Below are 24,858 nucleotides of genomic sequence, written 5' to 3' on the forward strand. Positions count from 1 at the left end.
CCCACGCACGCGGGGATGGACCTCCAGGCCGGAGCGTCCGAGGGAGCTCAGTCCTGAGCCCGGGATGCGATCCAGAGTCTGCCGCAGCTCTAGAACGCGAAGGCCTCGTCCTCTCCTCAGAGCGACGAGGCCTTTCTCGTCTTCGAGCAGGAAGCGCCTCTTCCACGGTGTTCCGGATCAGATGGTCGGCTCCTCCGTAGGAGGACGACCTTCATGGTGTTCTCGAGTCCACCGTTCGAGGAGTTCGCGCAACAGCTGTTGCCTCACGGGTTCAGGAACAGGGCCCTCGCTCCCTGCGAGCTGGCGGGCCCACTGGTCCTCACTCTCGTGGGCGGCCTGTGTGTACAAGGCCTCGGGGTCTGGCATCGCCATTTCCTCGCTCATTCCTCTAGGAGCGACCTGAGCTCTGCCACAGCGCGCTTGTACTGCTGACGCACGGTGCTCTCCTTACGGCCGGTGATCTCAGCGATCTCGCTGTAGGAGAACCGCTCGTCCGCACGCAGTACGAAGGCCTCCCGTTGGGCCACCGGAAGCCGCTTGAGCGCGACCACCACGCGGTGCTGGTACTCGTGCGAGAGAGCCTGGTTCTCAGGGGTCTTCGTCGTGCAGTCGGCGACCATCGGAACGTCCTCGCCGTTCAACTCGGTGAGCCGAGAGCTCGACCGCAGCATGGTCAACCACTGGTTGCGGGCGGCCTTCATCATGTAGGCCGCGGGACGTTCCATCTGAGGGCGGTTGTCGCAGATAGCGACCACGGCGTTGTGCATCGCGTCCTCCGCTTCCTGAGGTGTGGCCCCCAGGTGGATCAGAGAGCGTCGTATAGGGAGAGCGAACTCGACGAAGGTCTGTTGAACCTCGGCGTAGAAGGAGGTGGGGGCGGGGGGCTGGGGCACGATGAACTCCAATCTGACGGTTGCCTCGAACGCCGTGTTCTGGGCACGACTGTTCTCAACCTGACGTCGAACCCCGCATCGGTACGGGGAGAGGTCAACCGTTGCCAGGAATTCCGGCCCTAAGGGGGATGAGCTCCTACTCTTCCCCCGAGGGACGGACGAGATCGTGCTCCCATAAGCGAGCTCCTTTCGAATTTCGGGGTGCACAAGGGTGACTCTGGACTGTGGTGTTCCGTGACACCGAATTCATGTGGCCTGAGTCACTCTTCTTGTGGGGCTTTTCCTGTCACGAAGTCACCCCGGAGCAGGTCCTCCCAACGAACGACAAGGGAGGGTCCGATGCAGGTAGAGCTCGTACAGGTGGTGGGAGCCGTGCTGGTCGCACCGGTGTTGTACCTGGTCCGCCAGTGCCTTCAAGCGTGGATCGAGCACCAGCGACTTGTGCGGCGGGTTCAGATGGCGCGCTCACTGCCCCCGGGGAGCACGGTGCGCGAGCAGTTGCCGGATGGCAGTGGCATCGACATCACGTTCGGCCCGAGCGCCCCAAGACGAGAGGAGTGAATCCACCACTCCCCCTCATACCCCTGGGCTCCGGTCGAGAAGCACGTTGGACTGGGGCCACGCAACGCCAGAACAGGTTGCCGACGCGTACACGCCGCGGGGGTAGACCCATTTCATTGGTCGCCTCAGAGGAATCCGGTACCTGCTCCCCATGCATGTGGGGTTGTTTTTGGGCGTGGGGCGGCCCCGGGGGCTGGTGCTTCCGGGGCCTGGCTGGTTTTGGGGGTTATCGGGAGAGGGCGGCGAGGAAGGCTGCCCACTCGCTGGTGGGGAAGGGCAGGTGGCCGTCCGACCTTCGCTTGGTGTCGCGGATGGCGGAGACGCCGGGGGAGTCGGCGACCTCGACGCAGTTGTTCCGGTCGCTGTAGCTGGACTTGCGGAAGGTAAGGGCTTCGGCCTGGGGGAGTGGCATCGTCCATCGCTCCTGAGTCGGGTGCTGGGGGAGCCTCAGGGTAACCCGCTGGTCCAGGAACAATAGAGAACAGTCGCGACCGGACTTCCCAGATGCTTTAGCTCGGCCAGCAGGAGAAGGAGGCCTGAGAAGACCTTGATCCTTCCCCGGTGTGAACGTAGCCGGGTACAGTGGTCGTGGGAAATGCATTGGGTAATGCATACGGGAGGCCCCCAGTCCGAGGACCGGGGGCCTCTTCGTGTCTGTGGGGCCTACTAGCGGATGGTGCCAAGCAGCGCAGTCCACTCCGAAGCGGCAAAGGTCAGATAGCCGGCATCGCGGTTCTGGGTGTCGCGCACAGCTGCGGCGGACGGCAAGTCGGCGACCTCGACGCAGTTTTGCCCGTGGGAGCTGCTGTAGCTGGACTTGCGCCAAGCTTGGGGGCTGGTGTGGGAAACACTCATGGGTTGCCTTCTCTACTTCAGGTCGATCAGTGATCGGATGAGCGACCGAGAGTCTTCGACAGACAACGCGGTCGCTTGGATGTGCCTCCACAGGCTTTCGTAGCGTGCAAGATGCGGAGGCTTCTCCAGGTACAGCTCATCACTTCCAGTGTCCACGTACACCACTGCGGGGTCGGGCTCAGGAAAGTCGAGGATCACGAACGGTGCGGTCAGCGCTGCGTGTGGACCAGCGCTGTCGGGAAGGACCTGTACCCCTAGCCGAGGGCTCTGCACATCCAGAAGATGCTCAAGTTGCCCGAGAGGGCTCTTGCGGAGCGCGGCTTCATCGATGACCGCCCAGTACAGCGGCGCATCCGGACCGGCAAGGACTTGCTTGCGGATCATACGAGCTTGGACGCGACGATCGATCTCGTCTTCGTCGGTGAACCCACCCGATTTGATGACCGTACGGGCGTACTCCTCGGTTTGAAGTAGGCCAGGGATGGCCAGCGCTTCGAAGGTGCGGATACTGCGGGTCTCAGCCTCTAGCCCGACGAACGTTCCTCCGCCCCACACGTCGCTGTAACTGACCCACCAGCCCTGTTGGCGTGATTGGCGAACCAAGGACAACGCTGCGTCGCGCCGTTCAGTGTCGGTGACCTCGTAGATGTCGAGTAGGTCCTCGATGTCTCGCCGGTTGGGTCGCTTCCACTGGTTTTGTTCGATGTGGGTGAGTTTTCCGCGTGACCAGCCGAGAGTGTCTGTCACGTGCTGGGCGGTGAACCCCTTCGCTTCCCTCAGTTCTTTCAGGAGGTGCGAGAGACGCCTTCTGCGCACGGTTGGTGATCCGGACACGTCAGGGCTCCTTCGGGGTCGACTCCTACGAGCAGATCCTACGTCGATCTTCGCACCCTTGGACATTTCACCGTCCACCAATCTATTTTCTGGAGGCTCTAGGAGACATTGTGCACAGGATCTTCTCATTGGCATTGCAAATTTGGCCGCCAATGGTGATGATGGTTGCACCCAATGCAGCTGCCGGACCTCCCATCCGGCTCCCTGAGAAGAGGTGTGCGCTATGGCGCCCCGTTCCCTGAAGCCCCCCGTCCGACGACATCGCCGTGCGGCGCGGCGGGTGAGGAGCTACGTTCTCGACCTGCTCGCCTCGACCCCTGCCCCCTCACGTGCTCCCTCTCTGACTCCGGTGTTCGTGCCTCGGCCGCGTCGGCCTCTTGAAGCCCTCAGCACAACGGAGGTCCCGTTGTTGGAGCGGGTGTTGACCGGGCTGCGGAACCTGCCGGAGGTGGCGTGACGATGATGGATATCCAGACCGAGGCGTTCCTGTCCGCCCTGAGCGACGCGCTCCGCCTCCCCGCTCCCGCCACGACCAACAGGTCCGCCGGCACTTCCGGATCGTCCCGGCAGACCAGCGCACTCGGGTCGTCCAGCTCTTCGGTGCCCCTCTGTTCGCGTTCTCGTACCGGGCCCGCCGGCTCCTCCGCTTCCTCTCTCTCCTCCACCCCGGCCGTCGCCCCCGCCGTACATCTGGGTGAGCACCACCCGGCTCTTCTCCGGGCGCGGGTGTGTCAGGCGCGGGCCGCGTTGTCGGTGGCTCTCTCCTCCGGTGACCTCGCGGCGGCGCTCGCGATGCTCGACCGGCTCACCGAAACCGAGGGGGCCGTCTCGTGAACAGGTCCTGCTTAGAAGCCCACCTGACCTCGGCCGGCCGCACCCGCCGCTGCGTCCGCGCCCGCACACACGAGGGCGTCCATATGGACGAGTACGGCGACACCTGGGCCCCTCCCGCCCAGGTGTTGGCCGAACTCACCGCCCGCTGGGGGCGTACGCACAAGATCGCCTGGACCGGTCGGTTCTGGTTGGCCACCCATCATCACCCTCGCGCCCCGTGGCGCAGCCAGATCGAACCCACCCCCGAAATGCTGGAGTCCCGCCTGCGTGCCCACTACGGGATGCCGCCCGGCCCGCCGGTCGAGCGCACCCAGAGGAGGCGGGATGTTCCCTGAAACGCAGAAGCCTCCGTCTTGGGGCGTGGCCCGTAGTGGAACCCTGTTGGATCGTGAGGAATGGGCGTTGACCAACGCGGCCCGCACCTTCGACTACCTGGACTACGGCAAGGACTCCTGGAGCCAGGACCGCCATGTCGCCGTGCGCATGGCCGAAGCCTCACCCGGTCTGGCGGGGCAGATGTTGGTGCACCGCAAAGCCCGAGAAGGCGTGGTCGACGCGGTCTGTCACTCCTTCCCCCAGGTGATCGATCTGGGATGCGGGTTGCCGACGATGCGCCGCGCTCCACACGAACGCGGTCGGGTGTTGTGGGGGTCGCGGGCGAGGACGGTCTATGTCGACCACGACCTCGCCGCCCTGGCCGCCGCCCGTGCTTGGTGGGAGCATCCGGCCCGGGTCCGGGGAGGCAACGTGCACGTCCTCAACCTCGATCTGCGCTACCCGAAGATCCTCGCTTCGGCACTGGGCGAGCATCTGGATCTGTCGGTGCCGGTGGGGGTGCTCTCCACCCTGACCCTGGACCACTTGGAGGATTCCGAGGTCACAGGCCTGGTGGAGGCGCTCGCCGCGAGGCTGGCTCCGGGGAGCGGCTGGGGGATCACGCACCTGTCCGGGATGGTCGGCGCCGCCGACATCTACACCGGCCAAGCCCAAGAACAAGGCGCGGATACCCGGCTGGTGGCACGCGAGCCGGACGGGCTGCGAAAGGTCTTCGAGACCGCAGGGTGGCGGTGGCACGTCTCGCCGCCGAACGATCCGGGCAGGGGAGAGCCGCCGATCGCCGCCCTGACCATTCTTACCGGAACCACTCGGCCCTGCTGATGCGGCTGTGGAAAAGCCCTGTGCCGCAGACCGCGGAACACCGGGCCGGTGTCTCGGAGGGGCGCTCTCATGAGCGCCCTTCCGGGGCCCGCCCGCCTGGCTCGATCACCCGCCTCCCTTCTCCGATCTGGAGTCTTCGAGTGAACGAACATGACGCGGACTCTCTCTGCGCCGAGTCCAAGAAGGCGCTGGGGGTGCATCTGAAGCGGTTGCGTAAGGCGGCCGGGCTGAGCGGATACCGACTCTCGGGGGTGGATCAGTCGACGGTCTCGCGGATCGAGACCGGACGCATCCGCCCCTCCCACGAGCTGATGATCCGCCTACTCGACGCCTACGAAGCCGACCAAGAAGGACGGGAACAGGCCTACCTGCTCTGGGACCAGGCCCAGCTTCCCCTCCAGACACGACGCCGCCAGGTCGAGGGAACGCGTCCCGCGTGGGACCAGGCCGCCCGCCCGGCCTACGGTCCCACCCTGCTGGCCGGGGCGAGCGCGGCCGAGGATGCCGCCCGCTACCTCACCCGTGCGCAGTGGGCGGGCAACAGCCAAGCCCGCAGAAATGCCCTGCTGGACGACGCCGAAGGACGCCTGGTCCAGGTCTTAGCAGCGTTGCACGCTGCCCGGACACGACTACGAGAACGCTGAACGACCACGTTTTTCCACGACCCCCGACGACCCCCGACAACGACCCCCTTTGAGAGAAGAACATGACGCAGCCGGATGTCGACCCCATGGACCTGCTCACCCCCCAAGAGGTCGCCCAGGCCTTCCGGGTGGACCCCAAGACCGTTCGCTTGTGGGCCCAGGAAGGAAGACTGCGCTGGGTCCGCACCCTCGGCGGCCACCGCCGCTACTTCAAAGCCGACGTGCAACGCCTGCTCACCGAGCCCGGACGATGACCACGTGAACGGACACCCTCGGCGAGGGGGTGTCGGTGCCGCTCACGCACGCATCGGCGGTGACGTTCCCGAAACGTCCGAGACCCGGATGCGGAGCGGCGTAGAACGTGAGGGCCGGCTGGATGTCGGAGCCGCGGGACTGGAGACCCGCCAGCTCCGATCGGGGCCCTCCGCAGGGGCCGCACCCGAAGGGCATCGCCCCTCGGGTGCGGCCCCTGACCACCGAGAACCCCGAAGCGGCGGCCCGAGAGCGACCTCCACGGTGGGTCAGCCGCGCACACGGGTGTGCGGCGGGGCCCTCCTCGATCCGGCTCAGTCCGTCTCGGCCTCGAAGGTCCGCAGCAGGTCGGCGGCCACGCTCACGGCGATCGTCGCCGGATCCTTGCCGGTGACGTCGGGCAGCCCGATCGGGGTCTTGATCCGATCGATGACCTCCTCGTCATGACCGCCTTCGGAGGCGAGGCGTCGGCGGAACCGCGCCCACTTGGCCGACGAGCCGATCAACCCGATGGAACCGAGGTGGGTCGTGCGCAGGGCGGCGTCGCACAGCGCGGCGTCCTCGGCGTGGTCGTGGGTCATGATCAGGACGTGGGTCCCGGGCGGCAGACCCTCCAGGATCTCCTCGGGGAGCAGCGGCGTGTGGTGCGCGCGGACCCGCGCCACCGCGTCCGCCAGCACGGAGAGCCGTTCCTCGGTCAGCATCTCGGAGCGGCTGTCGACCAGGTGCAGGTCGAGATCCTGCCGGGCCAGGACGCGCGCCAGCTCCAGGCCGACGTGACCGACACCGAAGATCGCCACCGCCCGTACCGTCGGCAACGGTTCGAGCAGCACCGAGACCGTACCGCCGCAGCACTGCACCCCGTGCGGGCCGGTCACCTTGTCGTTCAGGGCGAAGTCGATCAGCTCCGGCTCCGAACCGGAGGCGGCGATCATCTCCCGGGCCCGGTCGATCACGACCGCCTCGACGTTGCCGCCGCCGATCGACCCCCACGTCTGAGTCCGTCCCACGACGAGCTTGGCCCCGGCGTCGCGCGGGGCGTGGCCGCGCACGGTCGCGACGGTCGCGAGCACGCCGAACTCCCGGCGTTCCCGCAACCCCGCGACCGCGGCGATCCACGTCATGTCAGGCACCGCTCAGCGCTTCCACGTCGTCGCCGACACGGCCCTCGTCGGCGAGGAGGTCATGGCCCTGGCGGGCCGCCTGGATCGCCCAGTACACCGCCTCGGGCGTCGCGGGCGACGCCAGTTCGACGCCGACCCCGCCCGGCCCGAACTCGGCCGCGGCCTGCCGCAACGCCTCCCGCACCGAGAACGCCAACATCAGCGGGGGCTCGCCCACGGCCTTGGAACCGTAGACCGCGCCCTCCTCGGTGGCGTCCTCCAAGAGCGCCACGTTGAACTCCTCGGGCATCTCCGAGAAGCTCGGCAGCTTGTAGGTGCTCGCCGCCTGGGTCAGCAGCCGGCCCCGGTTCGGTCCGTCACCGGTGTCCCAACGCATGTCCTCCAAGGTCAGCCAGCCCGCGCCCTGCACGAAGCCACCCTCGACCTGCCCGATGTCGATCATCGGGGAGAGGCTGTCGCCGACGTCGTGCACGATGTCGACCCGTCGGACCCTGTAGGCGCCGGTGAAACCGTCCACCTCGACCTCGGTCGCGGCGGCGCCGTGGGCGAAGTACTTGAAGGGCGAGCCCTTGAACGTCTTCGCGTCCCAGTGCAGCCCCTCGGTCCGATAGAAACCGGCCGCCGACAGCTGCACCCGCTGGAAGTAGGCGGTGCGGACCAGATCGTTCCAGGCCAGTTCCTCGTCGACACCCAGGGCCCGGGCGACTCCGTCGACGATGCGCACGTCCGACGGGTTCACGCCCAGCCGGGTGGCGGCCACCTGGGACAGCCGTTCGACGAGCTGTTCACAGGCGTTCTTCACCGCCGCGCCGTTGAGGTCCGTGCCGGAGCTGGCGGCGGTGGCGGAGGTGTTGGGCACCTTGTCGGTCCGCGTGGGCGCCAGCCGCACCTTCTCCAGGGGCACCCCCAGCGAGGTCGCGGCGACCTGCAACATCTTGGTGTGCAGGCCCTGCCCCATCTCGGTGCCGCCGTGGTTGATCAGGACCGAACCGTCCTTGTAGATCAACACCAGCGCGCCACCCTGGTTGAAGGCGGTGAGGTTGAACGAGATCCCGAACTTCAGGCCGGTGACCGCGATCGCCCTCTTGGTGTGCGGGTGGGCGGCGTTGAAGGCGGCGATCTCACGCCGACGTCCGTCGAGGTCCGCGTCGTCCTTGACCCGATCCCAGACCGCGGTGATCCGTTCGGGCCGCACGACCGGCTGCCCGTAGGGCGTCGACTGCCCCTTCCGGTAGAAGTTGCGCTCCCGCAGCTCCATCGGGTCCAGCCCGAGCAGCGGGGCGCAGCGACCCATGATGTCCTCGATCACCAACATGCCCTGAGGGCCGCCGAAACCGCGGAAGGCCGTGTTGGAGACCTTGTTGGTCCTGGCGATCCGGCCGGCCACGCGCGCGTTGGGGATCCAGTAGGTGTTGTCGATGTGGCACAGCGCGCGGGCCAACACCGGTTCGGACAGGTCCAGACTCCAACCGCCGTCCGCCGTCAGGGTGGCGTCCAGGGCCCGGATCCGGCCGTCGTCGTCGAAACCGATCCGCCACTCGGCGTGGAACCCGTGCCGCTTGCCGGACATGGTCAGGTCCTGGGTCCGGTCGAGACGCAGCCGCACCGGACGGCCGGTCAGCACGGCGCCGAGCGCGGCGATCGCCGCGAACCCGTGCGGCTGCATCTCCTTACCGCCGAAGCCGCCGCCCATGCGCAGACACTGCACGGTCACCTCGTGGCTGTGCAGCCCGAGCACGTGCGCGACGATCTCCTGGGTCTCCGAGGGGTGCTGGGTGCTGCTCTGCACGAACACCTGCCCGGCCTCGTCGACCTGCGCCAGCGCCGCGTGCGTCTCCAGGTAGAAGTGCTCCTGGTCGGAGAAGGAGAACTCGCCGGAGAACACGTGGGCGGAGTCGGCGAGCCCGGAGTCCACGTCGCCGCTCAGGAGGACGGGACGGGCACCGTGGAAGCTGTCGGCCTCGATCGCCTCCCGCACCGTCACCAGGGAGGGCAGCTCCTCGACCTCCACATCGACGGCCTCCGCGCCGAGCCGGGCCGCCTCCAGCGTCTCGCCGAGCACCCAGGCCACCGCGTGGCCGTGGAACATGACCTCGTCGGGGAACAGCGGCTCGTCGTGCTTCATCCCGGCGTCGTTGATCCCGGGCACGTCGGCGCCGGTCAGCACCCGGACCACCCCGGGCACGGCCAGTGCCGCGTCGGTGCGCAGAGCGGTGATCCGGCCGTGGGCGGTCATGACCTGGACCGGGTGCGCGTGCAGCACGTCCTTGGTCCGGTGGACCAGGTCGTCGGTGTAGAGCGCGGCGCCGGTGACGTGCAGGGTCGCGCTCTCATGGGGCACCGAGAGACCGACGACGGGGTTCTCGGGACGTTCGGAAAGATGACTCATGACGACACCGCCTCGGTGGTCCGCGCGTACAGCTTCAGCAGGCTCTGGCCGAGCATCGCCGAGCGGTACTCGGCGCCGGCGCGGTGGTCGCTCATCGGGGTGCCCTCGCCCTGGAGCACCCGGGCCGCGGCCTCGACGTTCTCCACCGACCAGGACCCGCCCTCCAGAGCGGCCTCGGCGGCCAGGGCCCGGATCGGGGTGGCGGCCACACCGCCCAGGCCGATCCGCGCCTTGCGGACGATCCCGTCCTCGATGTCGAGGGCGAAGGCGACCGCCACGCTGGAGATGTCGTCGAAGCGGCGCTTGGCGATCTTGTGGAAGGCCACGACCGGCGACAGCGGAAGAGGGACGCGCACCGCGCGGATCAGCTCGTCGGGGCGGCGCACGCTCCGCCGGTAGCCGGTGAAGTAGTCGGACAAGGGCACCTCGCGTTCACCGTCGGCGTCGGTGAGCAGCACCGACGCCTCCAGCGCGAGGAGCGCGGGCGGAGCGTCGCCGATGGGGGAGCCGGTGCCCAGGTTCCCGCCGAGGGTCGCGCTGTTACGGATGAGCCGGGAGGCGAAGAGCGGGAACAGTTCCGCCAGCAGCGGGACGGCGCCGTCGAGCCGGCGTTCGACCTCGGTGAGCGTCAGCGCCGCCCCGATCTCGATGTGGTCGGACTCCACGCGCAGTTCCCGCAGCTCGGGCAGCCGGTCGATCGCGATCACGCGGTCCGCCCTGCGGGAGCGGATGTTCACCTCCACACCCCAGTCGGTGCTGCCCGCGACCAGCACCGTCTCGGGTAGCTCGCGCAGGGCCCGCACCGTCTCGGCCAGGGTCTCCTTACGCAGGAATTCCCGGCCCTCCCGGACGTACTCGGTGGCGACCGGAGCGGGAGGCTCCTCTTCCCGGCGGCGCGCCAGAGGGTCCTCGTCGGCGGGCTCTCCCACGGCGAACGCCGCGTCGCGGATCGGACGATAGCCGGTGCAACGGCACAGGTTCCCGCTCAACGCGTGCAGGTCGAAACCGTTCGGACCGTGCTCGGCATCGTCCGAGGTGGAGGTGTCCGCGTGCGCGCAACGGCCGGGCCGGTAGTACTCGGCGGCCATGCTGCATACGAAGCCAGGCGTGCAGTAGCCGCACTGGGAGCCGCCGCGGACCGCCATCTCCTCCTGGACCGGATGCAGCCGGGGCGGCCTTCCCGGCTCACCCGGGGTGGCCAGACCCTCGGAGGTGACGATCTCCTGACCATCGAGGGCGGCGGCCGGGATCAGACAGGCGTTGACCGCCACCCAGTCGGTGGGCCGGTCCACGCCGGGGCGGGCGACCAGGACCGAACAGGCCCCGCACTCGCCCTCGGCGCAGCCCTCCTTGGTCCCGGTGAGACCGCGTTCGCGGAGCAGGTCCAACACCGTCGTGTGCGCGGGGGCCGGGGAGAGCGGTGTCTCCTCCCCGTTGACCGTGATCCTCGCCGCTACCATGACGGGCCGTCGTTTCGGTGAGCGCTCGGTCGATACGTCGTGTTCGCCATTGTCACGTGGCTTTCTGTGTTCGGGCGCGCCACAGGAGGGGGACGGGCGCGGAAGGGCACACGGCGGCGGGGCGCCGCGAAGAAGGAAGAGAACAGACGGGTGCCCATGAGGGGACACCTCAGGACGGCGCGTTCAGCAGCCGTGCGCGATTCGACCCGGAACCCAGACCGTGCGCCGGGCGAGGCGACCGAGATCCTGACCGGTGTGCATCGGCGGGTCGCCTCCTTTCGATGGCCATGGGTCGACGTTCCCCGCAAAGTAGTGGTTCACGTCTCATCGGTCAAGGGCCCCGGAGCCGGGGCCGCCTCCGAACGCGGTGGAGAAGGACCTCGCCGGTCCATCGAGCGTCGACACGATCCTCGTGGTGGGGGTGCTTGTAGCATGGGCCGTCGTACTCTCCCCGGCCGTCGTCCGGCGTCCCCGCCATGACCCGGCCCGAACCTGAACGACCCCTCCCATGACAAGTTCCGGAACGAGGGACCACGTGGCCGGCGGGCGACGGGCCGTACGGTCCGTCCGGCGCCTCTTCGAGCCGCCGTCCTACCTGCGCGGCGGCCGTGTGCTCTGGGCGTCGGCGGGGCTGAGCCTGGTGTTCGGCCTGCTCATGCTCCCCTACGCGTTCGTCGTGATCGGTGACCTGGCCCCGGACCGGCGGGCCTGGGCGCAGGGGATCGGGATCGCCTACGTCGCCTTCTCCCTCCTCTTCGTGGCCCTGGGAGAGACCAGGTCGTGGATCGCGCGCATGTCGATGTGCGTGACGCTCCTGGCCCTCGGAGCGGCCCTCGTCCTCTTCATGGGGCTCCAGAACGCCTGGGTCCTGGTCTTCGCGCTCTGCGTGATCATCGCGTTCACCCGGACCGCGTTCGCGGGGAGCGTGGTCGTCGTGGTGGTGGCCGCGCTCGCCGTCGCCGCGTTCACGACCGGCGTCATCGGCGAGACCCTGTCCGAGCTGCTGCTGCTCTCCTCGGTCGGGGTCGCGATGATCCTCTTCATCCGGCTGGTCGAGGCCAACGCCGAGCTGCGCCGGGCCCGCGACCGGATCGCCGCCTTCGCCGTCGTCGAGGAGCGCGAGCGGTTCGCCCGGGACCTGCACGACATCCTCGGCCACAGCCTCACCACCATCACGGTCAAGACGGGGCTCCTGCGCAGGATTTTGGAGAAATCCGGTAGGGAGGCCGAGGCGGCGGAGGCGCGCGAGGTGGAGCTGATCGCCCGGCAGGCGCTCGCGGACGTTCGCGGAACGGTGTCGGGCTACCGCGTGACGACCCTGGCCGGCGAGCTGGCCGCGGCCGGCACGGTACTGCGTTCGGCCGGGATCGAGGGCCGGCTTCCCCGGGCCGTGGACGACGTCCACCCCGAGGCGCGGGAGCTCTTCGGATACGTGGTGCGGGAGGGGATCACCAACGCGGTGCGCCACTCCGGCGCCCGGGAACTCGAAGTGCGCCTGGGCCGGGACTGGGTGGTCGTGAAGGACGACGGCCCCGGCCGGGGGCCGATCCGCAAGGGCAACGGTCTGCGCGGACTGGAGGAACGGATGGCCGAGAAGGGCGGGACGCTGAGCGTCGGACGCGGACCCGACGGCGGCTTCCTCCTGAGGGCCGAACTCCCGGCGGCCCACGACGACGGAGCGAAGGACGAGGACACACGGTGATCAGGCTTCTTCTCGCGGACGACCAGGCGTTGGTGCGCGGCGCGCTCGCCTCCATGCTCGAACTCGAATCCGACATCACCGTCGTCGCCCAGGCCGGGACCGGCGACGAGGCCGTGGCCGAGGCCCGCCGGACCCGGCCCGACGTGGCGCTGCTCGACATCCAGATGCCGGGCAAGGACGGGCTGGAGGCCGCCGCCGAGATCAGGAGCCGCGTACCCGAGTGTCGCGTCCTGATCTGCACCACGTTCGGCCGGCCGGGCTATCTGGCACGCGCGATGGCGGCGGGCGCTCTAGGCTACGTGGTCAAGGACGCGCCCCCGGAGGAGCTGGTCGAGGCGGTGCGCAGGGTCGGCGCCGGGTTCAAGGTGGTCGACCCGGTGCTGGCCACCGAGTCGTTGGCGTACGGCGTCAACCCGCTGACCCCGCGAGAGCGGGAGGTGCTCCGGGAGGTCCTGGCCGGTCGGGTCGTCTCGGAGACGGCCGCCCGGTTGTGCCTGAGCGAGGGCACCGTTCGCAACCACCTGTCCTCGGCCATCGGCAAGACCGGGACCCGGAGCCGCTCCGAGGCGGCGATGGTGGCCGACGAACGCGGCTGGTTGTGAGCGGGTGATCGGGTCGGCGCCGGGAAGGTCGGCGCCGACCCGATCAGACGTCGCGGTTCGCGGCGAACCGGGTGGCGAACAGGATCACCACGAGCCAGACACCCAGGACCGCCGACCCCGCGAACGGCCCCAGGGCGTCGGGGCCGCCCACACCGCCCACCGCGTGCAGGGCCTCGGCGGGGGTGAAGGGGAGGAGCGGATCGAGGGCCCCGCTCGGAACCCACGACATCAGGGTGGGGGCCACGAGCACGGCCAGCGCTCCGGCGACACCACCCGGCAGGGAACGGGTCGCCTCGGCGGCGGCCAGGGCCACGACGGCGTAGAACGGGGACATCAGAGCCGCCCCCGCCAGCATCCTCGCGGTCGCGGGGTCGGTCGGGCCGACCACGGGCGCGCCCGCCCCCAGGGCCACGGCCTGTCCGACCGCGTAGGCGGTCAGAGCGGCCAGGACACCGCACAGCAGGCCCCACACTCCGACGGCCGTCGCGGCGGCGGCCAACCGCCGTCCACGCCCCGGGGTGACGGTCAACGTGTAGGCGATCAGCCCGGTGCCGTGCTCGGAGGTGGCGAAGGCCGCGGTGAGGACGATGATCAGCAGCGCGGCGGCGTCCGCCCCCAGCGCGCTGGTGCTCGCCACCTCGGTCGCGCTCTGCATGGCGAGTGGAGTACCCACGGTCGCCTCGAGCGTCAGCAGGAACAGGGCGGCCACGAGCCCGCCCGTCACCGCGCACGCCACGGGAGCCCGACGCATCGAACGGAGCGTGGTCAGCTTGGTCCACTCGGCGGCCAACGCCGTGATGAAACCCGCGCTCCTACCGGTGCCCGTGTCCGGTGACACGTGTTCGGTCCGTGCGTTCGTGCTCATCGCCGTCCCTCCTTCTCGGGCCGAGCGGTCAGTTCCATGAACGCGTCCTCCAGCCGCATACGATCGGTGGCCAGCTCGTGCAGGGCGATACCCCGCGCGGCGGCCAGGTCTCCGATGGCCGCGGCGGGCACGCCGGTCACCGTGAACGTGTCCGGTTCCTTCCAGGTGACCGTCGCCGACGCGGGCAGGAGCGTCTCCAGGTCGCGGGCGTCGGGGCTGCTCACACGAACGCTCTCTCCGCCGGCACGGTGCGACAGTTCGGCCGCGGAGACGTCGGCGACCAGCCGTCCGGAACGTACGACGAGGACGTGGTCGGCCGTGGCCTCCATCTCGTTCATCAGGTGGCTGGACAGGAACACGGTCCGACCCTCGTCGGCCAGTCCGCGCAACAGGCCGCGCAGCCACACGATGCCCTGGGGGTCCAGGCCGTTGAGCGGTTCGTCCAACAGGAGCGCGCCCGGGTCGCCCAAGAGCATCGCGGCGATGCCCAACCTCTGGCACATGCCCAGCGAATAGCCGCCGACCCTGCGGTCGGCCGCGTGCTCCAGCCCCACCCGGCCGAGCAGCTCGTCGGCGCGCTTCAGTGGGATGCGCCCACCCCTACAGAGCCAGCGCAGATGATCGCGCCCGGTACGGCCGGGATGGGCGGACTTGGGATCGAGCAGGGCGCCGACGACGCGCATCGGATCACGGAGCTCCCGGTAACGCTTTCCCATAATGAAGGCGTCACCCGAGGTGGGGGCGTGCAGACCGAGCAGCATGCGCATGGTCGTCGACTTGCCCGCGCCGTTGGGGCCGAGGAAACCCGTGATACGGCCGCTCTCCACCGTGAACGAGAGATCGTCGACGGCGAGTACCTCTCCGTAGCGTTTGGTGAGCGCGCGGACCTCGATCACCGGAGTAGTGGTCGTCATGTCTCCACGATGGACCGGACACGGCTCGAGGACCCGGATCAGGAGTCATGAAACCGCCGTGACGAATGTCAGGGGTGGGAGAGAGGGAAGGGCCCCTGAGACGTGCTCGGGGCCCTTGTCGACGGAGGAGACCGTGGGGCTCAGAGGGCGGCGGCCGCCTTGGCCTTGCGACGGCGGACCGCGGCGGCACCGACCGCGCAGACCGTCACCAGCAGGGCGGTCGCCCCGACCACGGCCATGACACGACCCTTCGTGGGTTCCATGGGCAGGTCCAGCGCGAACCGTTCCTCCTCGACGCCGTCCCCCGACCGGGGGCCCAGGGACCTGGTCAGAGCGCCCACGGGGTCGACGAAACCGGCCCCGGGACGCGGGTACGCCGACAGCACCAGCCGCTCGGCCGTCTGCGGCGCGCTCAGTTCGGGGTCGTGCGAGCGCACCAGCGCCGCCACACCGGCCACGAACGCCGCCGCGACCGTGTCCCCCTCGCTCACGGCGTGTCCGTCACCGCCGGGGGCCAGGCTCAGCACCGACTGTCCGGGGGCGGTGAGGTCGGGCGCCGAGGCCCCGCCGACCAGGAGAGAGCCGTCCGTGTCGGTACCGGCCACCCCCAGGACCTCGCCGCGTGCGGCGGGGACCGCCGCGTAGGCCTCGCGCTGGACGAGCGCGGTGGAGGGGGCCACGATCAGCACGTCCTCCTCGACGGCGGTGTCCACCGCGGCCTCGAGCGCGGAGCTCCCGACGGGGACGGCGACGCCTACGAGGACGATGTCCGCCCCGCCGTCCACGGCGTCGGTGATGCCCTCGGCGACCGCGTCGGCGTCGGCACCGCCCCGGGCGCCGGTGATGGGCACCGCCAGCACACGGGCCTCCGGGGCCACGCCCACGAGACCGCTGTCCGGGAGAGGACGGGCGGCGACGACCCCGGCGAGGAAGGTCCCGAACCCGACGCAGTCCTCACCGGCCCCCTCCACCGCCCCGTCGAGCGCGGCCGAGGAATCGTCCACCCCCGAACCGACGACGGCCACGGTGACACCGGCCCCGGAGGAGACGGAACGGGCTCGGGACAGCCCCAGGGCGTTCTCGGTCCACAGCTCCTGATCCACCGTCTCCTCCGAGGAAGGCGCGCACGCGTCCCCCGGCAGCTCGGGTGTCACCTGCGACAGCGCGGGCGGGACCTCGTCCGCCGCCGCGGGTGCGGACGCCACCAGGAACAGCGCGGCCGTCAGACCCATCCCGGCCCCGAACCGAAGCCGCTCGCGTTCCGCTCCGTTCGACACGGGGCCTTCCCTTCCTCTCCAGCGTCGACCGCTCGAGCGGTCGTCTCCTCTTCACCGGGCCCGCGTCCGTCAGTCGCGGGCGGCCGCCTCCTCCGTCTCCGGGTCCAGCGCCAGCTGCACCTTCACCGGATCGCGGCGGTCGAAGCGCAGCGCGCGGCCCGGAGGCAGACGCTGCGGGCGCAGCGACCCGAAGAGCACACCCTCGGAGGGCGGGCAGGACAGCACCATGCTGGGCGTGTTCGCGTCGATGAGCATCCGCAGCACCGGCTCGCCCATGGCGCGGCTGAAACCACCGGCGCCGCGCGCCAGGATCAGGTGGAAGCCGATGTCGGCACCGTGGGGCAGCATCTCCATGAGCGGCGTCAGCGGGCCGCCACCGCCGGAGCTCAACAGGTCGTAGTCGTCGATGATCACGAACAGTTCCGGACCGGTCCACCAGGAGCGTTCGCGCAGCTGCTCGGGGGTGACCTCCGGTCCGGGCAACCTCGGCTTGAGCGCCTGGGCCGCGGCCTGCATCATCTCGCGGGCGCTCTCGCCGGTCACCGCGTAACCGAGGCGCTGTTCCTCGGGGATCGCGTTGAACAGGCCGCGACGGGGGTCCACCACGACCACGCGCGCCTCGGTGGCGCTGTACCGCTCCCGGATGGTGCGGGTGACGAGCCGCAGGATGTTGGTCTTGCCGCTCTCGTTGTCCCCGACCACGAGCAGGTGCGGCAGGACGGAGAAGTCGTGCCACAGCGGTTCCAGACGCCGCTCCTCCAGACCCAGCGCGATCTTCGGGCCGGCCTCGGGGGAGGGCAGCTCCGACGCCGGAAGGGACAGGGGCAGCAGCCGCACCTGGGGCGCGGACGGCCCGTCCCACCGTTCCTTGATCGTCTCCACGACATCGGTCACCGACGCCTCCGGCCCCTCCTCCATGTGCGGGAGGGCGGACAGGAAGTGCTTGAACTCGGCGGTCAGACCGCGTCCGGGGATCCGGGGGACCTTCTCGGCCTGGCGCATGTTGATCGCCGAGTCCACCGCGTCGCCCAGACGGAGCTCGAACCGGGTGACCAGCAGGTCGCGCAGGCTGGACTGCACGTCGGCCCAACGGGGCGAGGCCACGATCAGATGGATGCCGTAGTTGAGGCCGCGCTGGGCGATCTGGGTGATGTCGGCGATGAGGTCGATCATGTCCGAGCGCACCGTGGCCCAGCCGTCGATGACCAGGAACACGTCGCCGTAGGGCTGGTCGGAGAACTCCCCGGCCGCCCTTCGACGTCGGTAGGCGCCGATCGAGTCGATGCCGTGATCGGCGAAGAACTGTTCGCGGCGACCCAGTAGCGCGGTCATCTCCGCGACGGTACGGGTGACCCTCTCGACGTCCATACGGCCGCAGATCCCGCCCACGTGCGGCAGGTCGGCGACCCCGCGCAGAGTGCCGCCACCGAAGTCCAGGATGTAGAACTGCACCTGTTCCGGCGTGTTGGTGAGCGCCAACGCGGTGATCAGCGAGACCAGGAGGGTGCTCTTGCCGCTCTGCGGTCCGCCGATGACGGCGGTGTGCCCTCCCGCGCCGCGCAGGTCGGCGGTGAGCGGGGTGCGCAGCTGCTCGAAGGGGCGGTCGACCAGGCCCACCGGCACGGTCAGTACCGGCTCCGCGCCCCAGGCGGGCAGTGCGGTCGCCCCTTCGGAACGCAGCATCTCCGCCACGGTGGGGGCCTGGCCCAGGGGCGGCAGCCACACCTGACGGGCGGGCGGACCGACGTCGCGCACCGCCTCCAACGCCGTCTCCAGGAGGGTCGTGTCCGTCTCCTCCGCCGGTTCCGGCTCGGGTTCCGCCACGACGGCGGGCGGACCGGCCACGTAACCGGGCAGGAACGGGGTGATCTCACGGGCGGCGGTCGACGATCGGGCCGCGCGGCGCTTGGCGCGGTAGGGGCCCGACACGTAGGCGGCCTTGAACCGGGTCAGCTCCTCGGTGTCGGACTTGAGGTAGCCCGAACCGGGCGCCGGCGGGAGCTGGTGGGCGTCGGCCACGCCGAGCACGCCCCGGCTCTCCATCGCCGAGAAGGTGCGCAGCGCGATCCGGTAGGAGAGGTGGCTCTCCAACTGGTGCATGCGCCCCTCGTCCAGTCGCTGGGAGGCCAACAGCAGGTGCACGCCCAGGCTTCGGCCGAGGCGGCCGATCATGACGAACAGCTCCATGAAGTCCCGGTGGGCGGCGAGCAGCTCGCTGAACTCGTCCACGATCACGAAGAGCGTGGGCATGGGCTCCATGGTCGGGTCGCTCCTGCGGCCCTTCTCGTACTCGTGCACCGAGCTGAAGTTGCCCGCCGAACGCAGTAGCTCCTGGCGGCGGACGAGCTCACCGTGCAGGGCGTCCTGCATACGCTCCACGAGGGAGGTCTCGTCGGCCAGGTTGGTGATCAGCGCCGAGGTGTGGGACAGCCCGTCCAGACCGATGAACGTGGCGCCGCCCTTGAAGTCCACCAGGACGAAGTTGAGCCGCTCCGAGGAGTGGGTGAGCGCCAGGGACAGCACGAGCGTGCGCAGCAGTTCGCTCTTGCCCGAACCGGTGGCGCCGATCAGCATTCCGTGCGGGCCCATGCCGCCCAGTGCCGACTCCTTGAGGTCCAACTCCAAGGGGGCGCCCGAGGCCGCGATGCCGATGGGCACCCGCAGCCGGCTCTCCGGACGTTCGCGCTCCCACTCGCGGGCGGCGTCCCAGGTGTGCAGGTTCGGGATGCCCAGCAGGGTGGTGAGATCGAAGTCCGTGGTCAGTGGTTCCACCACGTCGGCGGAGACGCTCACCCGATAGGGCGCCATCATCCGGGCCAGGGCGCGTGCCCGGTGCAGGTCCAGGGTGTCGGGGCGACCCAAATGTGAGAAGGATTCGCGTCCGGAGCGGTCCAACTCGCACATCTCCATGGAGTCCTTTTCGACCCGGAGTGAGAGGGTATGGGGTGCTCCATCCCACATGCGCTCGGTTCCCACTTCGATCACGATCGCGTTGCGAAAGCCTCCGCTGAGCAATCTCGACCCTTGCGGCACGGTTCCGCCGTCGACGATGATGACCGTGAACGGCTCGTCACGCCCGGGTACCGCCTGAGGGTCGAAGGGCGGACGGTCCGCCAGCTCCGGACCGACGAGTCTTTCCAGCTCAATGGCGTCGGAGGCGATCAGACGGACGGGACCGGCTCCATCCCGTTCCGTCGGGTGCATGCAATGCGGGAGCCATTTCATCCATTCCCAGTCCGCCATTCGCTCGTCGTTCACACAAGCCACCACGCGCAATTCATCCGGCGCGTGAAAAACTGTGACCTGACCCACGAGCGCGCGCACCATTGATCGGATGGATTCGCTTTCCCCGGACAGTCCGAGATGTGCGAACCCCCTGAGGTAAAGGGATACCGGCAAGTCCGCGACGGTGCCGTAGGCGTTGATGAACCGGCGCAGCGCGTGCGCGCAGAGCGGCTCCAGATCCTCCACCGGCTTGGTCGACAGCGGGGCGATGCGCGTCTGGAGGGGCTGCTCGCCCACGGCGATGCGGATCTCCGCGAAGTCGTCGTGAGCCCCGCGGCGCTCCCAGAGTCTGCTGGTGCGCACCAGCGACCACAGGGCGTCCGGGTCGGGGCCGTTCCACGCCCGTGCCTCACGTTGGGCGACCACGACGTCCCGAACGCGGTGGCGCATCTGGCCGAGGTAGCGCAGGTAGTCCCGGCGATCCCCCGAGATCCGGCGGCTGCGCTCGATCCGTACGCGCAGGATCTGGCCGCCGACCATCGCCACCGCCCCGACGAGCATCATTCCACCGGCGATGAAGGGCATCGCCGTGCCCAGGGCGCCCGCCCCGGACGGTCGGAGGAACATCATCACCATGGCGAGGGAGCTCAGCGCCATCGGGAGGTACATGAAGACCCCCGAGATGCTGTTCTCCTGCTCGGGGAGGACCGGCGGCTCCTGGAGCGAGAGCTCGCCCTCGGGCGGTTCGGGGCCCGGGCGACGGGCCGGCCTGCGGACGAGGATGGTGCTGATCGGCGTATCCCTTCTCTTGCCCCAGGACGGCCGGGGTCCGCTGCGGGGGTGTCGGGCGGACCGACCCGGTGTAATTGCGGCGGGGGTGAATGGTCGAACCCTAGAGTCGGATTCGGTTACCGGAGGGTGAGTGTCGGATGCTCAAATGAGCGCCGGTATCCCGATGGTGGAGTTTCCGAAACATCATGTCCGGAATTCCGGAAGTGGTGCTAGTCTAGCCCAGCATTTCACGAACGGGAGCGCCGTCCCAAGCCGTTCCGCAAAGGAATGGTGCCCCCGGTCGAGTCCCCTCCACGGGTGTGTTTATCCATGCCCGTAAACCGGCCCAGTCACCGTCGTCCAGCGAGGAGGACCGATGTCGGACGTCGTCGCCGCCGATCTGTGCCGTCTGGTCGTACGAGCTCCCAACGCCTCCTTCGAGATCGCGGTCCCCTGTGACCTGCCGTTGGCCGAGCTGCTGCCCACGTTCCTGCTCTACGCGGAGGGTGAGACCGAGGACCTCGACGAGAGCGGACTCGAACACGGCGGCTGGGTGCTCCAGCGACTGGGGTCGCCGCCCTTGGACGAGTCCGAGACGGTCGAGACGCTCGGCCTGACCGATGGCGAGACGCTCTACCTGCGCGAGCGCGCCGACCAGATGCCGGAGATCCACTTCGACGACCTCGTCGACGGCGTGGCCGACACGCTGTCCGAGCGTTCGGACGGGTGGGGGCCGGTCGTCTCCAGGCGGGTATTGACCGGCGCCGCCGCCGTGGGCTTCCTCGGAGCCCTCGCCCTGCTGACACTGCTCGGCCCCACCTGGCTCGCGGGCTCCACCGCCGCGGCCACGGGGCTGCTTCTCCTGCTCGCGGCCGGAGCCGCGGCCCGGGCCTTCGACGCGCCCGTCGCCGGAGCCGTCACCGGTGGCTCCGCCGTGCTGTTCATGGCCTTCGCCGGGGCCACGCTGCCCGGCGGAGACCCCGGCAACGCCCTCATCGGGGCGCGGATGCTCTCGGGGGCGTCGACGGCGACCGGCGCGGCGGTCCTCGCGATCGCCGCCGTGGCCGCCTGCCTGCCCTTCTTCACGGCCATCATCGGCACGGCCCTGTTCACCGCGGCCGCCGGCGCCCTGCTCATGTTCTGGGACAACGCCCCGCCGCAGGGCGTGGCCGTCTCCGCCGCCGCGCTGGTCCTGCTGCTCTGCTCGTTCGCGCCGGCCCTGGCCTTCCGGTTGTCGGGGATGCGTCTGCCCCCGCTGCCCGACGGTGTCGACCAGTTGGGCGAGTACATCGACCCCCACCCGGCCCGCGACGTGCGCGCCCGCGCCCAGCGCGCGGACCACTACCTCGGTGGCCTTCTGGCCGTCGTCGGAGTGGTGTGCGCCGCCTCGATGACCGTGCTGGCCGCCCACCCCGGAGGCCTGGCCTCCACGGCGGGCGTCTGCGTCGCGCTGATCCTGCTGCTCCAGGCGCGCGGTCTCAGCGGCCTGTGGCACCGGGTGTGCCTGTTGGGCGCCGGCGCGTACGGGCTGGTGACGATGGCGGTCGGTGGCGGCCTCGTCGGCGGTGACACGGCCCGCATGGTCCTGTTCGGTCTGCTCTTGGTCGCGGCGCTCGGGCTGCTCCTCGCCGCCTGGTCCGTGCCGGGGAACCGGCCCATCCCGCACTGGGGACGGGCCGGGGAACTCTTCCAGAGCCTCGCCGCGATAGTGCTGGTGTGCCTGGTCCCGGCGAACCTGGGGTTGCTGGCGTTGCTGAGGGGGATCGGCGGATGACGCGTACCGGAAGGCGGGTGGTCTGATGCAGACCCGTCGCGATCAGGTACAGGCGCACTCGTTCATGGTGCGCCGGCTCTCCACGGCCATGGCCGCCGCGGACCCGAACGCCGTCGAGGCGCCCCTACGGCGTACCCGCAACGGCACCCTCATCGGGCTCATCCTCGCGGTGCTGCTGTGCGTGGGCTTCCTCGTCTTCGGCCTGATCTTCCCCGGCGGCGCCACCTCGTGGCGCAACGAGGGGACCCTCGTCGTCGTCAAGGACGGGGCGGGCCGGTACGTCTTCTCGGACGGCGTCCTCTGGCCGGTGACCAACCAGGCCTCGGCCCTGCTGCTGGCGTCCAACCCCACCCCGGTCCGGGTCGACGCCGACTCCCTGGAAGGCACCCCGGTGGGATCCCCGCTGGGCATCCCCGGCGCGCCCGACGGGCTTCCCGCCACGGACGCCGAGGGATCCATGGTCTGGCAGGTGTGCGCGACCACCGTCGACACCGGAGAAGGGGTCGAGACCCTGACCTCGCTCACCCTGGGCCGGTCGCCGTTCGGTTCCCCCGTCGGGGAGGACGACGGTGTCCTGGTCCGAGGACCCGGCGGTGGGATCCACCTGCTGTGGCAGGGCGCCCGACTGGCCGTCGACGAGGAGAACGGCGCCCTGGAATCCCTGGGATACGGCACCGTCGTGCCCCACCCCGTCGCGGCGGCCGTCCTGGACGGCGTGCCCGCCGGCCCCGGGCTCACCGCGCTCGACGTCGAGGGACGAGGCGAGGACGGCCCGCGTGTGGGCGGCGCCGACACCCGTATCGGACAGGTCTTCACCGTCCCGGCCAACGAGAGCGGCTCCGAGCAGTTCTACGTCCTCACCGGGGAGGGCCTCACCCCCACCGATCCGACCCACGCCCGTCTGCTGCTGGGACACCCGCTCACGGCGGAGGAGGCCTACGGGGGCGGCGAAGCCGAACCGATCGAGCTCACCGTCAACGAGCTGCGCCCGCACCTGTCCGGCGAGGACGCGATCACCGGCGACGGTCTGCCCGCCACACCGCCCCCGCTGACCGACCCCCAGGGCGCGGCACTGTGCGTCATCGACCAGGGGGACGGCGCGCTCGCGCTCGCGCTCACCTCTCCGGCCGATATCGGTGGCCGGGCCGCACGGCCCACGGTGGGCAGCACCGCCGCCTGCACCGCCCCCGACCTCATCGACATCCCGTCCGGGGAGGGCGGTCTGGTCAGGGCGACCCCGGCGGGAGGGTCGGCGCTGCGCGGCTCGTACTTCCTGATCACCGACACCGGGAGCAAGTACCCGGTGCCCGACGCCGACGCCGCCGGGATGCTGGGCTACACCCCCGGTGAGGCCCCCGCGGTCTCCACCGCCCTACTGGACCTTCTCCCGACCGGGCCCGATCTGACCCCGCAGGACGCCGCCGAACCCGCCGGTGCCCTCGCGGAACCGGGGGAGCCCCGGTGCCTTTCCCAGTGACCCCCAACAGAATCAGGAGACTCCCATGTCGATGATGCGCAGTACCGACCAGGCGATGCGGACCGGCCGCGACGCCATGGAGACGGCCCACACCACCTGCAACGGCGTCTACACCAGCGTGGACGGAGTCCGGGACCTGCTCGGCGGCAACTGGCAGGGCGGCGCCGCCAGTCAGTACGACACGGCGCTGGTCAAGTGGCTCGAAGAGCTGCGCCTGATCACCAACGACATGAACGACATGATCGGCATCCTCGGCGGCACCGAGCGCAACTTCCACGCCATGGAGGACGAGAACATGGTGACCGCCAACTGGATCAGCCAGCTCAACCCGAACCAGTCCGACGTCTCCCGCTGACCCGATCCGACCCGACCCGAACGTCCCACGACCGGGGCGCACCATCGAGAGAAACCGGAGCCATACCCATGGACGGATTCGAGATCAAGTACAGCGGTGCCGACGACGCCGGCATCGACCTGCGCAAGCAGACCGACATCATCGAGCAGGCCATCAACGAGTTGGACGCCAAGGTCCAGGCGGTCAAGTCCGACTGGGTCGGTGAGGCCGCCGACCAGTACGACCAGCGCCTGCTGGCCTGGCGCCGCAACGTCGCCGACATGCGCGCGCTGCTCGGCCACGCGCAGGTCTCCCTGGGCGACATCACCGAACGCTACCGCCGGGGCGACCTCCAGGAAGCCGGTAACTGGAACTCCCGCCGCTGACCGTCTCCCTCGGCCGCGGTGAGGGTCCGCTCGGGCCGCGCCGCGGCCGGGGACGGGTCGGTGGAAGGTCCGACGACGGACAGGACGAGAGAGGACGGGGCAGGACGTGTCAGAGAAGACCAAGGTCACCAAGGGCTACCTCCAGAACCTGGGTTCGCAGCGCATCGGACCGATGCAGCAGGCGGTGTCGGAGAAGAAGAGCGATTCCGCCGAACACTACGGAAAGGAGTCCATCAACGTCCCCTTCGGGAACGGCGAACTGATGGGCTCGGCCGCCGTGCTCGCCTCCGAGGTGAGCGGTGTCCTGACGAAGTTCCACGCCGAGATCACGAGGCTCGAGGAACGCCTGCTCGTGATGCACAGCGGAATCCAGGACAGTGACCTCTTCTTCGAGAAGCTGGAGTCCGACGCCGAGCTGGACGCCTCGAAGGTCAACACCATCATGAACAACGGCTCCACCACCGGCGGCTCCACCACCGGGGACACCACCACGGACCCCACCAAGTAGACCCGGGACGCCCCGTGCG

Annotated in this window: 24 protein-coding genes; 13 read left to right on the forward strand and 11 right to left on the reverse strand. The window is 69.8% G+C overall.

What is annotated here, in order from left to right; all coding sequences use genetic code 11:
- Positions 1-380: 380 nt before the first annotated feature.
- The gene (locus tag U9J66_RS13195) at positions 381-893 is read right to left on the reverse strand and encodes an RNA polymerase sigma factor (protein ID WP_161111016.1); all 513 of its coding nucleotides are present in this window, start codon (positions 891-893) and stop codon (positions 381-383) included.
- Between the two features lie 339 nt (positions 894-1,232).
- On the opposite strand from U9J66_RS13195, the gene U9J66_RS13200 reads away from it, so the two are divergent.
- The gene (locus U9J66_RS13200; RefSeq protein WP_161111017.1) at positions 1,233-1,454 is read left to right on the forward strand and encodes a hypothetical protein; all 222 of its coding nucleotides are present in this window, start codon (positions 1,233-1,235) and stop codon (positions 1,452-1,454) included.
- A gap of 226 nt (positions 1,455-1,680) precedes the next feature.
- Here the strand turns inward: U9J66_RS13200 and U9J66_RS13205 are convergent, their stop codons facing one another.
- The 3 genes from U9J66_RS13205 to U9J66_RS13215 form a co-directional block, all read right to left on the reverse strand.
- A complete protein-coding gene (locus U9J66_RS13205; protein WP_326337806.1) occupies positions 1,681-1,866 on the reverse strand; it encodes a DUF397 domain-containing protein in 186 nt (61 codons plus the stop codon).
- 254 nt (positions 1,867-2,120) lie between these two features.
- A complete protein-coding gene (locus U9J66_RS13210; protein WP_161111019.1) occupies positions 2,121-2,309 on the reverse strand; it encodes a DUF397 domain-containing protein in 189 nt (62 codons plus the stop codon).
- Between the two features lie 12 nt (positions 2,310-2,321).
- Positions 2,322-3,143, reverse strand: coding sequence for a helix-turn-helix domain-containing protein (locus U9J66_RS13215; protein ID WP_326337807.1), 822 nt, complete (start codon positions 3,141-3,143; stop codon positions 2,322-2,324).
- Positions 3,144-3,602: 459 nt separating this feature from the next.
- On the opposite strand from U9J66_RS13215, the gene U9J66_RS13220 reads away from it, so the two are divergent.
- From U9J66_RS13220 to U9J66_RS13240, 5 genes are all read left to right on the forward strand, one after another.
- Positions 3,603-3,977: a hypothetical protein gene (locus tag U9J66_RS13220; RefSeq protein ID WP_326337977.1), complete on the forward strand. Its 375-nt coding sequence runs from the start codon at positions 3,603-3,605 to the stop codon at positions 3,975-3,977.
- Complete coding sequence (locus tag U9J66_RS13225; protein ID WP_326337808.1) at positions 3,974-4,312, forward strand: hypothetical protein; 339 nt, start codon at positions 3,974-3,976, stop codon at positions 4,310-4,312. The genes U9J66_RS13220 and U9J66_RS13225 overlap by 4 nt, the downstream gene beginning before the upstream one ends.
- Positions 4,302-5,135: an SAM-dependent methyltransferase gene (locus tag U9J66_RS13230; protein ID WP_326337809.1), complete on the forward strand. Its 834-nt coding sequence runs from the start codon at positions 4,302-4,304 to the stop codon at positions 5,133-5,135. The genes U9J66_RS13225 and U9J66_RS13230 overlap by 11 nt, the downstream gene beginning before the upstream one ends.
- 140 nt (positions 5,136-5,275) lie before the next feature.
- On the forward strand, positions 5,276-5,779 hold the full coding sequence (locus U9J66_RS13235; RefSeq protein WP_326337810.1) for a helix-turn-helix domain-containing protein: 504 nt from the start codon (positions 5,276-5,278) through the stop codon (positions 5,777-5,779).
- Positions 5,780-5,865: 86 nt separating this feature from the next.
- Complete coding sequence (locus U9J66_RS13240; protein ID WP_014908989.1) at positions 5,866-6,033, forward strand: BldC family transcriptional regulator; 168 nt, start codon at positions 5,866-5,868, stop codon at positions 6,031-6,033.
- Between the two features lie 312 nt (positions 6,034-6,345).
- Here the strand turns inward: U9J66_RS13240 and xdhC are convergent, their stop codons facing one another.
- The 3 genes from xdhC to U9J66_RS13255 are packed head-to-tail and all read right to left on the reverse strand — an operon-like array spanning position 6,346 to position 11,004.
- Positions 6,346-7,155 (reverse strand): xanthine dehydrogenase accessory protein XdhC, encoded by an 810-nt coding sequence (xdhC, locus tag U9J66_RS13245; protein WP_326337979.1) that lies wholly within the window; start codon positions 7,153-7,155, stop codon positions 6,346-6,348.
- Position 7,156: 1 nt separating this feature from the next.
- Positions 7,157-9,544, reverse strand: a complete 2,388-nt coding sequence (xdhB, locus tag U9J66_RS13250) for a xanthine dehydrogenase molybdopterin binding subunit (protein ID WP_326337811.1) — start codon at positions 9,542-9,544, stop codon at positions 7,157-7,159.
- Positions 9,541-11,004, reverse strand: coding sequence for a xanthine dehydrogenase small subunit (locus U9J66_RS13255; RefSeq protein WP_326337813.1), 1,464 nt, complete (start codon positions 11,002-11,004; stop codon positions 9,541-9,543). Before U9J66_RS13255 ends, xdhB begins: the two co-directional genes overlap by 4 nt.
- 508 nt (positions 11,005-11,512) lie before the next feature.
- Here U9J66_RS13255 and U9J66_RS13260 point away from each other — a divergent pair.
- Together U9J66_RS13260 and U9J66_RS13265 are read left to right on the forward strand one after the other, a co-directional pair.
- Positions 11,513-12,706 carry a sensor histidine kinase gene (locus tag U9J66_RS13260; RefSeq protein ID WP_326337814.1) on the forward strand — a complete coding sequence of 398 codons (1,194 nt, stop codon included), beginning with the start codon at positions 11,513-11,515 and terminating at the stop codon, positions 12,704-12,706.
- Entirely contained in the window at positions 12,703-13,308 is a 606-nt protein-coding gene (locus tag U9J66_RS13265; RefSeq protein ID WP_161111025.1) for a response regulator, read from the forward strand. The genes U9J66_RS13260 and U9J66_RS13265 overlap by 4 nt, the downstream gene beginning before the upstream one ends.
- Before the next feature lie 43 nt (positions 13,309-13,351).
- Here U9J66_RS13265 and U9J66_RS13270 read toward each other — a convergent pair whose 3' ends face one another.
- From U9J66_RS13270 to eccCa, 4 genes are all read right to left on the reverse strand, one after another.
- A complete protein-coding gene (locus U9J66_RS13270) occupies positions 13,352-14,173 on the reverse strand; it encodes an ABC transporter (protein ID WP_326337815.1) in 822 nt (273 codons plus the stop codon).
- The gene (locus U9J66_RS13275) at positions 14,170-15,069 is read right to left on the reverse strand and encodes an ABC transporter ATP-binding protein (RefSeq protein WP_326337980.1); all 900 of its coding nucleotides are present in this window, start codon (positions 15,067-15,069) and stop codon (positions 14,170-14,172) included. Before U9J66_RS13275 ends, U9J66_RS13270 begins: the two co-directional genes overlap by 4 nt.
- A gap of 158 nt (positions 15,070-15,227) precedes the next feature.
- Positions 15,228-16,364: a S8 family serine peptidase gene (locus U9J66_RS13280; RefSeq protein WP_014910055.1), complete on the reverse strand. Its 1,137-nt coding sequence runs from the start codon at positions 16,362-16,364 to the stop codon at positions 15,228-15,230.
- Between the two features lie 69 nt (positions 16,365-16,433).
- Entirely contained in the window at positions 16,434-20,381 is a 3,948-nt protein-coding gene (gene eccCa, locus U9J66_RS13285) for a type VII secretion protein EccCa (RefSeq protein WP_326337981.1), read from the reverse strand.
- Between the two features lie 355 nt (positions 20,382-20,736).
- On the opposite strand from eccCa, the gene eccD reads away from it, so the two are divergent.
- From eccD to U9J66_RS13310, 5 genes are all read left to right on the forward strand, one after another.
- On the forward strand, positions 20,737-22,134 hold the full coding sequence (eccD, locus tag U9J66_RS13290; protein ID WP_326337816.1) for a type VII secretion integral membrane protein EccD: 1,398 nt from the start codon (positions 20,737-20,739) through the stop codon (positions 22,132-22,134).
- 25 nt (positions 22,135-22,159) lie between these two features.
- A complete protein-coding gene (gene eccB, locus U9J66_RS13295; protein ID WP_326337818.1) occupies positions 22,160-23,611 on the forward strand; it encodes a type VII secretion protein EccB in 1,452 nt (483 codons plus the stop codon).
- 25 nt (positions 23,612-23,636) lie between these two features.
- A complete protein-coding gene (locus U9J66_RS13300; RefSeq protein ID WP_014911019.1) occupies positions 23,637-23,966 on the forward strand; it encodes a WXG100 family type VII secretion target in 330 nt (109 codons plus the stop codon).
- Between the two features lie 68 nt (positions 23,967-24,034).
- Positions 24,035-24,331: a WXG100 family type VII secretion target gene (locus U9J66_RS13305; RefSeq protein WP_017534384.1), complete on the forward strand. Its 297-nt coding sequence runs from the start codon at positions 24,035-24,037 to the stop codon at positions 24,329-24,331.
- 106 nt (positions 24,332-24,437) lie between these two features.
- On the forward strand, positions 24,438-24,839 hold the full coding sequence (locus tag U9J66_RS13310) for a hypothetical protein (RefSeq protein WP_161111030.1): 402 nt from the start codon (positions 24,438-24,440) through the stop codon (positions 24,837-24,839).
- Positions 24,840-24,858 lie beyond the last annotated feature (19 nt).

The sequence above is a fragment of the Nocardiopsis sp. LDBS1602 genome, assembly GCF_035818715.1.
GTDB lineage: Bacteria > Actinomycetota > Actinomycetes > Streptosporangiales > Streptosporangiaceae > Nocardiopsis > Nocardiopsis alba.